Here is a 12,133-nt window from a genome sequence, read left to right as displayed (position 1 = left end):
TCGCGTTGCGTATCAATTGACATAACAGAAGGACGCTTTCTCAGGCATGAATCGCAGACGTTTTCTCAAATCTTCCATGGCTGTTGCCGCCGTATGCAGCACGTCAGGAGTCGCATCACTTTTCTCTAACGCCGCGCTTGCCGAAGATTCGGGCATTGCTGATGGGATGACGCGCCGTTTTGACTTTTCCGTTTTGCAATCAATGGCGCACGATCTCTCTCGTCAGCCGTGGGGAGGTGCGCCGCGCGCGCTGCCGCCGACTCTGGCGAACCTGACCCCGCAGGCTTACAACAGCATCCAGTACGATGCGGGACATTCGTTGTGGAACAATATTGACGAACGCAAACTGGACATCCAGTTTTTCCACGTCGGCATGGGTTTCCGCCGCCGCGTGCGCATGTTCTCGTTAGATACGCAGACCCAACAGGCGCGGGAAATTCACTTCCGTCCGGAACTGTTTAACTATAACGACGCCGGCGTCGATACCTCGCAGCTGGTGGGGCAGACCGACCTCGGCTTTGCCGGGTTCCGTGCCTTTAAAGCGCCGGAGCTGGCGCGTCGTGACATCGTCGCCTTCCTGGGGGCGAGCTACTTCCGTGCAGTTGACAGTACCTACCAGTACGGGCTGTCCGCGCGTGGTCTGGCGGTTGATACCTTCACCGACACCCCGGAAGAGTTCCCGGACTTTACCTCCTTCTGGTTCGAAACGGTTAAGCCGGGCGCCACGGTGTTTACCGTTTACGCGCTGCTCGACAGCCCGAGCGTCACCGGGGCCTATAAGTTTGTGATCAACTGCCAGGAAACACAGGTGATTATGGATGTGGAAAACCACATCTACGCCCGCAAAGATATCAAACAGCTGGGCATTTCGCCGATGACCAGTATGTTCAGCTGCGGCAACAACGAGCGCCGGATGTGCGACACCATCCACCCGCAGATCCACGACTCCGATCGCCTCGCGATGTGGCGTGGCAACGGCGAGTGGGTCTGTCGTCCGCTGAACAACCCGCAAAAGCTGCAGTTCAACGCCTTCCAGGACAAAAACCCGCGCGGCTTTGGTCTGCTGCAGCTTGACCGTGATTTCACGCATTATCAGGACATCATGGGCTGGTACAACAAACGCCCGAGCCTGTGGGTCGAGCCGCGTAACCAGTGGGGCAAAGGGGCCGTTTGTCTGATGGAGATCCCGACCACTGGTGAAACCCTGGATAACATCGTCTGCTTCTGGCAGCCGGAAAAAGCCATCAAAGCCGGCGACGAGCTGGACTTTAGCTACCGCCTGTACTGGAGCGCGCAGCCGCCGGTGCGTTCACCGCTGGCCCGCGTGATGGCAACCCGTACCGGCATGGGCGGTTTCCCGGAAGGCTGGGCACCGGGCGAGCATTACCCGGACAAGTGGGCGCGTCGTTTTGCCATCGACTTTGTCGGCGGCGATCTGAAAGCCGCGGCCCCACGTGGCATTGAGCCGGTGATTACCCTCTCTAACGGTGAAGCGAAGCAGGTCGAGATTCTGTACGTTGAGCCGTTCGACGGCTATCGCATCCAGTTTGACTGGTACCCCACCAATGATTCCACCGATCCGGTGGAAATGCGCATGTTCCTGCGCTGTCAGGGCGCGGCGATCAGTGAGACCTGGCTGTATCAGTATTTCCCGCCGGCGCCGGATGAACGACGCTACGTTGATGACCGGGTCATGAAATAATCGCTGATTCCTCCGCGGCGGCGCGATGCCGTCGCGGAGGAACCTTGCCGTGAGAGAGTGCTATGTCTGACCAAACCCCTCCCGTCCCTGAAGCAATCCCGGTAACTGACCAGTTGACGCTGCGCGCGGTGGATGAACGCTACGTCAGCGAATTACATCAGCTGGTTGAAAAAAATAAGCACTGGTTACAGCACACCTTAAGCTGGCCGGCGGCGGTGAGCAGTGAGGATGAAACCCGCCGTCATGTGCAGGGGAACGTCATGCTGCATCAGCGCGGCTACGCCAAAATGTTCTTGCTGTTTGTCGGGGATGAGATGGTCGGCGTGCTGTCGTTCAACCAGATCGAACCGCTGAATAAGACCGGCTATATCGGCTACTGGATTGATGAACATCACCAGGGTCAGGGACTGCTTTCGCAGGCGCTAGAGGCCTTTATCCAGCATTATGCGCGCAGCGGTGAAGTGCGACGCTTTGTGATTAAGTGCCGGGTGGCGAACCACAAGAGCAATCAGGTGGCGCTGCGCAACGGTTTCAGCCTGGAAGGGTGCCTGAAGCAGGCAGAGTACCTGAACGGCAGCTATGACGACCAGAATATCTACGGGCGGATTATCGACAGCGCCGGGGAGTGAGGGCGGTTCCCCCCGGTAATTGGCGTTCCGCCTTGGCCGGGATGCGAACGTGGACTATAGCGAGCCCAGCAGCGGCGTGCGGGTAATGTGGCAGTTGCCGTTGATCACCTTGCGGCCGCGCAGATGGATGGCATCGCCATGGCGGGCGTCGATGTGGGCGCTGTCGCCAATTTCAACCTGGTGTTCGATCACCACATCGCCGCTGATGCAGGCGTGGCCCTGAATCAGCACCTCGTCATCCAACAGGATCGGGCCACCGCAGAGCCTCGCGTGACCGCCTACCATCACCCGATGTTTGAGCACGCAGTTTCCCTCGACCACCGCGTTCTCCGCCACCTGCGAACTGTAGCGCAGGGTCGGGATAGCATCTTCGCCACGTCCGGCGACGATCCGCGCATGGTCGTATACCCGGGCGTTATCGCAGACCCAGACATCATTGTCTTCGTTTCCCTCCAACCGCGCATGGTCAAAGATCTCAGCCCGATGTTCGACAAAAGCGTGCTCGATGAAGGCATCCCCGTAGATTTGCACCTGATGCACGATACGCGAGGCGCTGACGGTGGCCCGCTGATAAATTTGCAGATATTTGTCGCGATCGGCGGTCAGTCCCTGGGCGGCAACGATCAGGCAGTGGGGGAGAATACGCGCGCGATCTGCCAGACGGCAGTAGCCACGGATATGGGAGTGCTCGACAGTGACGTTGTCACGTATTTCAGCGTGGTGACTCACTTCGGCGCTATCGACCCAGGCCTCGCCGCGGATCCGTGCGCCATGGCTGACGATACAGGTGCCGGTGAGCCGCGCGTTATCTTCCACCTGCGCCCCGGCAAATACCGCGCTGTTGGGGTCATAGATCCAGCAGTCGCCTTCATGGCTGAGCGCCGACTCTTCGTCCAGCCAGCCGCCTTCGCTTCCGGCCTGCACGTCAGCAAAATCACGTAAGGCCACAATTTGCCGCAGATTTACGCTATGTTTAATCCCGTCCTCTTGATAGTGAAACAGGCGAACGTGCTCGCTGAGACGATATTTGTTCATCAAGGTTTCTCTTTACTTTTGGTTAACATAAACATAGCAAAAAATGCCGTAGCGCGTTTTATAAGGTTCTTTTAAAATACACCTTAAAGATAAATTGAAAAATTAAACAAAATGAATAATAAACAGCAGGGGCAGCAGGCCCTGAATTTACCTGCGGGCTATTTCGGGATGGTCCTGGGTCTTATCGGGATGGGCTTCGCCTGGCGTTACGCCAGCACCCTGTGGCCGGTAAGCCGCAGCATTGGCGACGGGCTGGTGCTGCTGGCGGCGACGATATGGGCGCTACTGGCGCTGGCGTTTATCCTGCGCGCGATCCGCTATCCGTGGAGCGTCCTGCAGGAGGCCAGGCACCCTATCGCCGGCAGTTTCGTCAGCCTGTTCCCGGCCACCACCATGCTGGTGGCGATCGGCTTGGTGCCGTGGTTGCGCCCGCTCTCGCTGGCGCTGTTCGCCATCGGCGTGGTGCTGCAACTGGGATATGCCGCCTGGCAAAGCGCCGGGTTGTGGCGGGGCAAGCACCCGGCAGAGGCGACGACGCCAGGACTCTATTTACCGACGGTCGCCAACAATTTCATCAGTGCCATGGCCTGCGGCGCGCTGGGCTTTACCGACGCCGGGCTGGTTTTTCTTGGCGCCGGCGTTTTCTCATGGCTCAGTCTGGAGCCGGTTATCCTGCAACGACTGCGTAGCCACAACGAACTTCCCGCCGCGCTGCGGACCTCGTTGGGTATTCAGCTGGCCCCGGCGCTGGTGGCATGTAGCGCCTGGCTAAGCGTCAACGGCGGGGAGGCGGATACCTTCGCCAAACTGTTGTTCGGTTACGGCCTGCTGCAGTTGCTGTTTATGCTGCGGTTGATCCCGTGGTATATCCGACAGCCGTTTAACGCCTCCTTCTGGAGCTTCTCATTCGGTATTTCCGCGCTGGCCAGCACCGGGCTGCATCTCGGGCATAGTCATCCGGACGGCTTTTTCCATTACCTGGCGATCCCGTTGTTTGTTTTCACCAATCTGGTGATTGGGCTGCTGATCATTCGCACCGTTCTGCTGCTGGTGCAGGGTAAACTGCTGATTTACGTCGACCGGGCGACCTTATTAAAAAACAAGGACTCATTATGATTATCCGTGACGAAAACTACTTTACTGACAAATACGGGCTGACCCGCACCCACTCTGAAGTGCTGTATGCCGCCACCCAGGTTGCGCCAGGAAAGACGCTGGATCTGGGCTGTGGCAACGGGCGCAATAGCCTGTACCTGGCGGCTAACGGCTACGACGTGACCGCGTGGGATAAAAACGCCATGAGCATCAGCACGCTGGAGGGGATCCGCGAGGCGGAAGGGCTGAGCAATTTACAGACCGCGGTGCAGGATCTTAATACCCTCAGTTTTGACGGCGAGTATGATTTTATTCTCTCCACCGTGGTGCTGATGTTCCTTCAGGCGGAAACCATCCCTGGCCTGATCGCCAACATGCAACGCTGTACCAAACCGGGGGGCTACAACCTGATCGTCGCGGCGATGGATACTGAGGATTATCCCTGCACCGTTGGCTTCCCGTTTGCCTTTAAATCTGAGGAACTGCGGCGCTATTACGCTGGCTGGACGTTCCTAAGATATAACGAAGAGGTGGGCGAACTGCACCGCACCGACGCCGATGGCAACCGCATCAAACTGCGGTTTGCCACCATGCTGGCGCAAAAACCGGCTTAACGGGCCGCCAGCAGGCACAGCTGCATCGCGGTCTGGTATGACGCTTCAAAGGCGCGCAGCGGCAGAAACTCAAATTTTGAGTGGAAGTTATGCGCGCCGGTGAAAAAGTTTGGCGTGAGCAGGCCTTTGGCAGATAACGCTGCCCCGTCGGTCCCGCCGCGCATCGGCGTTGGCTTCGGCGTAACGCCAATGCTCTCCATCGCTTCAAACATCAAGTCAATGGCCCGGCGGTCGTCACCAATGGCGTTGCTGATATTGCTGTAGGTGTCGCTGATGGAGAATTCGACGTTGGCGGTCGGGTAGCGGGCGGCAATGATTTCTGCGACCTCGCCGATCTGCTGTTTGCGGCGTAAAAAACTGTCGCGGTCGAAATCACGAATGCTGGCCTGTAGCAGGGTGCGGTTTTGGTCGCCCTGTATTCCATTGAACCACACGTAGCCCTCGCGCCCGGCCGTATGCTCCGGCGTTTGCTGACGGTCAAAATGGCTGATGTAATCGGCGGCCATCAGCAGCGGATTCACCAGCACGCCTTTCGCCGACATCGGATGGGCGGTCACGCCGGTAAAGCGGATCTCCGCCGCTGCGGCGTTGAAGTTTTCATAGACAATTTCCCCCAGCTCGCAGCAGTCGATGGTCCAGGCAAAATCGACGGCAAAGCGGCTGAGATCCAGCGCTTTCGCCCCGCGCAGCCCGACTTCCTCATCGGGTACAAAGGCCACCACAATATCGCCGTGGCGATGGTCCGCCGTCAGGTTTTCCAGCACTGTCATTACCACCGTCACCGCTGACTTATTGTCGGCGCCCAGCACGCTGGTGCCGTCGCTGAAAATAATCTCTTCATTCGGGTAGGCGAGGATTTCCGGGTGTTCACTCACGCGCAGCCAGATATCTTTTTCGCTGTTCAGGCACAGGTCTTCCCCGCTAAAGCGCAAAATTTGCGGATGAATATCCGGAGACAGGCCGACGTCAACGGTGTCGATATGGGTAATAAAACCAATCCGTGGCGCGCCCGGAACATTGCCTTTTTTCACCGCCGTAACGGTGGCATGTTCATCGATCACGATATCGTCCAGGCCGAGACGCTGAAGCTCATCGGCCAGTTCACGTGCCATGTCATGCTGTCCCGGCGTGGTGGGCAGCGTGGTGGCGCGCGCGTCGCTCTGGCTGCTGATGGCGAGATAGCGGAAGAAGCGCTGGGTCAGTTGGCTGGCGAGAGGTGATGACATAGTGATTCCTTCTTTATTTATATTTTCAGGTGTTTGCAATCTGGCTTTAGTGTTATGTATGGGATGGAAAACAACAAGCTATTCATTAGCTGGCAAATTAAAAAAGGAAACGTTATGCAACGCAAACTCACCACGCTTGCTCTGACATTAACGGCGCTCACGTTCGGTTCCAGCGTGAGCGCAAAGACGCTGGTTTACTGCTCTGAAGGATCGCCGGAGAATTTCAATCCACAACTCTATACCTCCGGAACCAGCGTCGATGCCAGTGCGGTGCCGGTTTATAACCGCCTGGTCGACTTTAAGGTAGGCACCACCGAACTGCAGCCGAGCCTTGCAGAAAGCTGGGAGGTGAGTGAAGACGGCAAGGTCTACACTTTCCATTTGCGTAAGGGGGTGAAGTTTCAAAGCAATAAATATTTCACGCCCACTCGCGATTTTAATGCCGATGACGTGATCTTCTCTTTTATGCGGCAAAAAGATCCGCAGCACCCTTATCATAATGTCTCCAACGGTAACTACTCGAATTTCGAAAGCCTCGAGTTTGGTCAGTTAATTACCGCAATTGATAAGCCTGATGAATATACCGTGCGCTTTACCTTAGCCCGTCCCGAAGCGCCGTTTGTCGCCGACCTGGCATGGTATTTCGCCTCTATTTTGTCAGCGGAATATGCTGACGCAATGTTAAAAGCCGGAACGCCGCAGCGTGTCGATTCCGACCCCATTGGCACCGGGCCGTTTAAACTGGCGCAATACCAGAAAGATTCCCGAATTTTATTTACGGCTTTTCCGCAGTACTGGCAGGGGAAAGCAAAAATTGATCGCCTGATATTTAGCATTACCCCGGATGCATCGGTGCGTTACGCCAAACTGGAGAAGAACGAATGCCAGGTGATGCCGTTCCCGAACCCGGCAGATTTGCCGAGAATGAAAGAAAACAAAGACATTACCTTGATGAGTAAGCCGGGTCTGAATACCGGTTTCCTGGCGTTTAATACCCAAAAGCCGCCGCTGGATAATGTCAAAGTTCGTCAGGCGTTGGCTCTGGCGATTAATAAACCGGCGATAATTGAAGCGGTATTCCACGGTACCGGCAGCGCCGCGAAAAATCTGCTGCCGCCGGGGGTGTGGAGCGCCGACAGCGAGTTAAAAGATTACGATTACGATCCGCAAAAAGCGAAAGCGCTGTTGCAGGAAGCGGGCCTCACCGGGCCTGTCACCATTGACCTGTGGGCGATGCCGGTGCAGCGTCCTTATAACCCCAACGCCAAACGTATGGCCGAGATGATTCAGGCCGACTGGGCTAAGATTGGCGTGCAGACCAAAATCACAACCTATGAGTGGGGTGAATACCTCAAGCGTGTCAAAGACGGTGAACACCAGGCGGCGCTGATGGGCTGGACCACCGCTACCGGCGATCCGGATAACTTCTTCGGGCCGTTGTTTACCTGCCAGTCGGCGAACGGCGGATCGAATTCAGCAAAATGGTGTTATCCGCCATTTGACCATATTATTGCCGAAGCAAAATCGATTACCGATCGGCAGAAACGAGAGGCGCTGTATAAACAGGCACAGCAAATGATGCATGATCAAATGCCGGCGGTAATGATTGCCCATTCAACTATTTTTGAACCCGTTCGCAATACGGTTTCTGACTACGAAATCGATCCTTTTGGCAAGCATATTTTCTATCAGGTCGATATAAAATAATCTTGAAATGTGAATCCGCCCACCGTGGCGGATTTATTTTTGCAAACGTTTGACGAACCCCATTTTTTGTCACAAAACTTAGTCAGGTAGTTTGCTATAAATCGCGCCGACAACTGCATTTACAATTTACAGGGTTTCACTCATGCGTACTCATTTCATTTTTAAAGTGGCGGCACTTGCTGGTCTGTTAGCACTCGCGGGTTGCGCCTCAAAAATTGCTTCACCAGAAAAGTATTCTGGATTTTTAAAAGATTATTCCAAATTAAAAGAAACCACCTCGGCATCGGGAAAACCGGAACTGCGCTGGATTTCAGCGGACTATAACCCGAAAAATTACGATAACGTGGTTTATAACCCGGTTATCTATTATCCAGTGCCAAAACCGACGACTCAGGTGGGTGAAAAAGCGCTGGACAATATTCTCAATTACACCAACCAACAGCTGAAACAGGCAATTGGCGAGCGCAAACCGCTGGCGGCAACCCCTGGTCCGCGCAGCCTGATTTTCCGCGGTGCTATCACCGGTGTGGATTCGAGCAAAGAAGGGCTGCAGTTCTATGAAGTGATTCCGGTGGCGATGGTGGTGGCAGGCACGCAAATGGCCACCGGGCATCGCACCATGAACACCAATCTGTACTTTGAAGCGGAGCTGATCGACGCGGCGACCAACAAGCCGGTGATGAAAGTGGTCCGTAAAGGCGAGGGCAAAAATCTGGCGAACGAAAATACGCAGCTGACCGCCGATACCCTGAAGCAGGTGATTGACGAGATGGCGATCGACGCCGTCAAATTCGATCCGACCCAGAAGTAGCACTCATTGTTTGACAAAAAAAGGTGCCTTTCGGGGCGCCTTTTTTCTGTTAGCCAGCCATCGCGGCGTTACGCCAGTCTGCGGCGCAGGAACCATTGCCCGGGGCGGGCAAACATCACCAGGTTACCCACCAGAATCAGCGCCAGGCCGGCAACTGCGTTACTGTGCCAGACATAGCCTTCGTAAAAGGTCGAGATGGTCAGGGCCACCAGCGGGAACAGCAGCGTGCTGTAGGCGGCCTTGCCGGCGCCGATACGGCCCACCAGGGTGAAATACGCACCAAAAGCAATCACCGAGCCGAACAGAGCCAAATACAGCAGCGCCCCCATATAGCTCAGCGTCCACTGCGGGGTAAAATCATCGCCACGCAGCAGGGCGATAGCGCCCATTACCAGCGTGCCGTACAGCATCGCCCAGCTGTTGGTGGTCAGGGTTTCCAGACCGCGACGCTGGTGGCGCATACTGAGCATATTCCCCAGCGAAAAGCCGTAGGTCCCCAACGCGCTCAGGCCGATACCCCACAGCAGCGATGCGTTGAGCCCGTTACTCAGGAGATCGTCCCAGAACAGGGTTACAATTCCGGCCAGGCCGAGAGCGGCGGCGAGCCAGAAACGTGCCGGGGGCTGCTGACGGAAGAAAATAAAACCGTTAATAGCGTTAAACAGCACCGCCATGGAAAAAATGACTGACTCGAGGCCGGTATTGATGTGCGCCGCCGCGGTGTAAAAACACCAGAAGTTGAAGCAGAACACGCAACAGCCCTGCAGCACACAGAACAGATGATCGCGCAGCGCCAGCGGACGCAGGCGGTGGGTGACCAGCAGAATCGCCAGCATCGTGACGCTCGCGACGGCAAAGCGCCAGAAAATGGACACCGGGGCAGCGACCGGCCCCTGTTGTAAAAAGATGGCAATCCACGTGGTGCCCCAGATAATCACGACCAGTCCGTACAGTAATGCGTTCAACTTCTCTCTCCCGTAAACACGCCTGCGGGTAGTGTGTCACCGGTTGAGCATCGGCGCTGTCATCTGCCGGGGCACAACTTGCAAATTCTTGCGCTTATTTTTGCCCAGGGGCGGGAGAGATCTGGTATCCGGCGCCGACTCTTCATAGACTAGGGGTTTACGGAATCGGATGTGTAAAGGCTATGGCTTACGGGACTTTCGAAACATTACGTCGACAAAACGCGGTCCTGCGGGAAACGGTGGAGCTGAACTCCGGTATCCAGCTGGCGGCGTGGTATAACAATCTCGATACGGTGACCGTTCGCAGCAACCATCACACTCTGAGCCTGTACGTGGCCGACGGCTACGAAAGCTATCAAAAAACGCCGCAGGGCTGGAAAAACGGCGGCGGTCCGGATCGTTTCTGCCTGATGCCAAAAGGGGCGGAGAGCACCTGGGATATTCGCGGCGACCTCTCTTTCGTCCATCTCTATTGCACCGACGAGCACCTGCGCAAGGTCGGGGAGCAGATCTGGGATCGCAGCCCGGCGTCGTTCAGCCTGCAGGAACAGACCTTCTCCCAGGATGATAAAATTACCGCTGTATATCGCCAGTTCCTGCTCGATTACGACTGGCAGCAGCAGGCTAACCAACTGACGTTAAGTTCCGCCAGCACGCTGCTGCTAACCCATCTGATTCAGCACTATTCAAACGTGCAGTGGCGTTTACCCACGGTTTCCGGCGGCCTGGCACCGCACGTGCTGCGTAATCTGCTGGCGCGGATTGAAGAGCAGTTGGATCAACCGCTCACCCTGGCGGACCTGGCGCAGGAAGCGGCACTCAGCGAGTATCACTTCGCGCGCATGTTCCGCCAGTCGATGAATATGGCGCCGCATCAGTATGTGATGCAGCGGCGAATGATTAAGGCCCAGGAGCTGATCTGCCGCAGCACTCAGTCGTTGACCGATATCGCCATGGCCTGTGGGTTCAGCTCCGCCAGCCATTTTAGCAATCGGGTGAAGAGCGCCACGGGTCTGACACCGTCGCAGCTACGTGCGGCGCAGCGTTGACAGCAACGCGAAGCTCAATCCCCCCAGCACCAGCCCCCAGAAGGCAGAACCAATCCCTGCTAAGGTGATACCGCTGGCGGTCACCAGAAACGTCACCACCGCCGCATCCCGTTCATTTTCCTGATTCAATGCCTGAAACAGGCTCCCGCCAATGGTGCCGAGCAGCGCCAGCCCGGCAAGCATCTGGATCCACGCCGTCGGCAGCGCCGCCATCAACGCGGTGATCGAACCGCCGAACAGCCCGGCGAGGAGATAAAAACCGCCTGCCGCCGCCGCAGCCAGCCAGCGCCGCTGCGGATCGGGATGCGCTTCCGGACTTTGGCAGATGGCCGCGGTAATAGCGGCAATACAGATCGAATAGACCCCAAACGGCGACAGAATCAGCGCCAGCGCGCCGGTGGCGACAATCAGCGCCGACGTCGGCACCCGATAGCCGGAAGCCTGCATGGTGGCGAAACCGGGGGCGTTTTGTGAGGCCATAGTCACCAGGAAGAAGGGCAGCCCGACGCTGAGTAGCAGAGAAGGGGTAAACTGCGGCGCGATATACTCCGGCATGACCAGCAGTTGCGTGATATGACCGCCGACGATCTCACCGGACATCCCGGCGATAGCCCCGCCAACCAGCAGCGCCGCAATCACCGCGAAGCGCGGGTAGCAGGCTTTACACAGCAGCCAGGCGGCGAGCATCCCGCCGCACAGCAGCAGGTGTCCCTCGAGGGTGGCGAAAGCCTGAAGACCAAAGCGCAAGAGGATCCCTGCCAGCATCGCTGCCGCCAGCGAATGCGGGATGATTTTCATCAGCCGGGCAAACAGACCGGTGACCCCGCACAGCACAATCAAAGCATTGGCAAAGATAAAGACGCCAACCGCCTGGTTCAGCGTGACCCCTTGCAGCCCGCTGACCAGCAACGCCGCGCCGGGCGTCGACCAGGCGGTGAGGATCGGCACTTTGCGCCACAAGGTCAGGGCCAGAGTGCTGATCCCCATGCCCAGCCCCAGCGCCGTCATCCAGCCGGCTATCTGCTGTGCGTTGGCCCCGGCCGCGGCGGCGGCTTGCCAGATAATGGCGGCAGAGCTGGCATAGCCCACCAGCACGGCGATAAATCCGGCGAGCAGCGTCGGCAGGGGGAGTGAAAACGAGCGCATAGTGACCTCTTGTGCGTTATAACATCCGCCACACTGTAGCACTGGCCGTTATAACGCACAATCGTCTTCCGCCGGCTGTGCTTACCCTGATACGGCCCGCTGAAAAATGTGATCGCTATCGACTCCCCACGGCGATAGCAGATTGCTCTATGTT

At 56.9% G+C, this 12,133-nt stretch carries 11 protein-coding genes; 7 read left to right on the top strand and 4 right to left on the bottom strand.

Translation table 11 applies throughout. The features are described from left to right. The first annotated feature begins 46 nt into the window (after nucleotides 1-46). The gene (locus ACMYSN_RS03190; RefSeq protein ID WP_123754160.1) at nucleotides 47-1,702 is read left to right on the top strand and encodes a glucan biosynthesis protein D; all 1,656 of its coding nucleotides are present in this window, start codon (nucleotides 47-49) and stop codon (nucleotides 1,700-1,702) included. Between the two features lie 62 nt (nucleotides 1,703-1,764). Continuing rightward, complete coding sequence (gene rimL, locus ACMYSN_RS03185; protein WP_462496986.1) at nucleotides 1,765-2,331, top strand: 50S ribosomal protein L7/L12-serine acetyltransferase; 567 nt, start codon at nucleotides 1,765-1,767, stop codon at nucleotides 2,329-2,331. A 54-nt stretch (nucleotides 2,332-2,385) separates the two neighbouring features. On the opposite strand, the gene ydcK is transcribed toward rimL, so the two are convergent. Then, on the bottom strand, nucleotides 2,386-3,366 hold the full coding sequence (gene ydcK / locus ACMYSN_RS03180; RefSeq protein ID WP_462496985.1) for a YdcK family protein: 981 nt from the start codon (nucleotides 3,364-3,366) through the stop codon (nucleotides 2,386-2,388). A 111-nt stretch (nucleotides 3,367-3,477) separates the two neighbouring features. Between ydcK and tehA the strand changes: the two genes are divergently transcribed. Together tehA and tehB are read left to right on the top strand one after the other, a co-directional pair. Then, nucleotides 3,478-4,482, top strand: a complete 1,005-nt coding sequence (gene tehA, locus ACMYSN_RS03175; protein WP_462496984.1) for a TDT family transporter — start codon at nucleotides 3,478-3,480, stop codon at nucleotides 4,480-4,482. Further along, entirely contained in the window at nucleotides 4,479-5,075 is a 597-nt protein-coding gene (gene tehB / locus ACMYSN_RS03170; protein ID WP_462496983.1) for an SAM-dependent methyltransferase TehB, read from the top strand. The genes tehA and tehB overlap by 4 nt, the downstream gene beginning before the upstream one ends. Here tehB and pepT read toward each other — a convergent pair. Further along, the gene (gene pepT, locus ACMYSN_RS03165) at nucleotides 5,072-6,301 is read right to left on the bottom strand and encodes a peptidase T (protein ID WP_123754165.1); all 1,230 of its coding nucleotides are present in this window, start codon (nucleotides 6,299-6,301) and stop codon (nucleotides 5,072-5,074) included. The genes tehB and pepT overlap by 4 nt on opposite strands. A gap of 114 nt (nucleotides 6,302-6,415) precedes the next feature. Here pepT and ACMYSN_RS03160 point away from each other — a divergent pair, with 114 nt between their 5' ends. Next, the gene (locus ACMYSN_RS03160) at nucleotides 6,416-8,008 is read left to right on the top strand and encodes an ABC transporter substrate-binding protein (RefSeq protein ID WP_462496982.1); all 1,593 of its coding nucleotides are present in this window, start codon (nucleotides 6,416-6,418) and stop codon (nucleotides 8,006-8,008) included. 142 nt (nucleotides 8,009-8,150) lie between these two features. Next, nucleotides 8,151-8,819, top strand: a complete 669-nt coding sequence (locus ACMYSN_RS03155) for a DUF3313 domain-containing protein (protein WP_462496981.1) — start codon at nucleotides 8,151-8,153, stop codon at nucleotides 8,817-8,819. A gap of 68 nt (nucleotides 8,820-8,887) precedes the next feature. Here ACMYSN_RS03155 and ACMYSN_RS03150 read toward each other — a convergent pair whose 3' ends face one another. Then, entirely contained in the window at nucleotides 8,888-9,784 is an 897-nt protein-coding gene (locus ACMYSN_RS03150; protein ID WP_462496980.1) for a DMT family transporter, read from the bottom strand. Nucleotides 9,785-9,966: 182 nt separating this feature from the next. Here ACMYSN_RS03150 and ACMYSN_RS03145 point away from each other — a divergent pair, with 182 nt between their 5' ends. After that, entirely contained in the window at nucleotides 9,967-10,833 is an 867-nt protein-coding gene (locus ACMYSN_RS03145; protein ID WP_174508808.1) for a helix-turn-helix domain-containing protein, read from the top strand. On the opposite strand, the gene ACMYSN_RS03140 is transcribed toward ACMYSN_RS03145, so the two are convergent. Continuing rightward, nucleotides 10,813-11,979, bottom strand: coding sequence for a benzoate/H(+) symporter BenE family transporter (locus ACMYSN_RS03140; protein ID WP_462496979.1), 1,167 nt, complete (start codon nucleotides 11,977-11,979; stop codon nucleotides 10,813-10,815). The two genes, ACMYSN_RS03145 and ACMYSN_RS03140, sit on opposite strands and share 21 nt — an antisense overlap. Between the last annotated feature and the right edge of the window lie 154 nt (nucleotides 11,980-12,133).

The organism is Klebsiella sp. R445 (genome assembly GCF_051131755.1).
Lineage (GTDB): Bacteria > Pseudomonadota > Gammaproteobacteria > Enterobacterales > Enterobacteriaceae > Klebsiella > Klebsiella lignicola.
This window is presented reverse-complemented; position numbering and strand designations above follow the sequence as displayed.

What these genes read in the sequence shown, in the direction of transcription:
- tehB (WP_462496983.1), top strand. Translation starts at nt 4,479, where the DNA reads ATGATTATCCGTGACGAAAACTACTTTACTGACAAATACGGGCTGACC.
- ACMYSN_RS03190 (WP_123754160.1), top strand. Translation starts at nt 47, where the DNA reads ATGAATCGCAGACGTTTTCTCAAATCTTCCATGGCTGTTGCCGCCGTA.
- tehA (WP_462496984.1), top strand. Translation starts at nt 3,478, where the DNA reads ATGAATAATAAACAGCAGGGGCAGCAGGCCCTGAATTTACCTGCGGGC.
- ACMYSN_RS03155 (WP_462496981.1), top strand. Translation starts at nt 8,151, where the DNA reads ATGCGTACTCATTTCATTTTTAAAGTGGCGGCACTTGCTGGTCTGTTA.
- ACMYSN_RS03145 (WP_174508808.1), top strand. Translation starts at nt 9,967, where the DNA reads ATGGCTTACGGGACTTTCGAAACATTACGTCGACAAAACGCGGTCCTG.
- ydcK (WP_462496985.1), bottom strand. Translation starts at nt 3,366, where the DNA reads ATGAACAAATATCGTCTCAGCGAGCACGTTCGCCTGTTTCACTATCAA.
- ACMYSN_RS03140 (WP_462496979.1), bottom strand. Translation starts at nt 11,979, where the DNA reads ATGCGCTCGTTTTCACTCCCCCTGCCGACGCTGCTCGCCGGATTTATC.
- rimL (WP_462496986.1), top strand. Translation starts at nt 1,765, where the DNA reads ATGTCTGACCAAACCCCTCCCGTCCCTGAAGCAATCCCGGTAACTGAC.
- ACMYSN_RS03160 (WP_462496982.1), top strand. Translation starts at nt 6,416, where the DNA reads ATGCAACGCAAACTCACCACGCTTGCTCTGACATTAACGGCGCTCACG.
- pepT (WP_123754165.1), bottom strand. Translation starts at nt 6,301, where the DNA reads ATGTCATCACCTCTCGCCAGCCAACTGACCCAGCGCTTCTTCCGCTAT.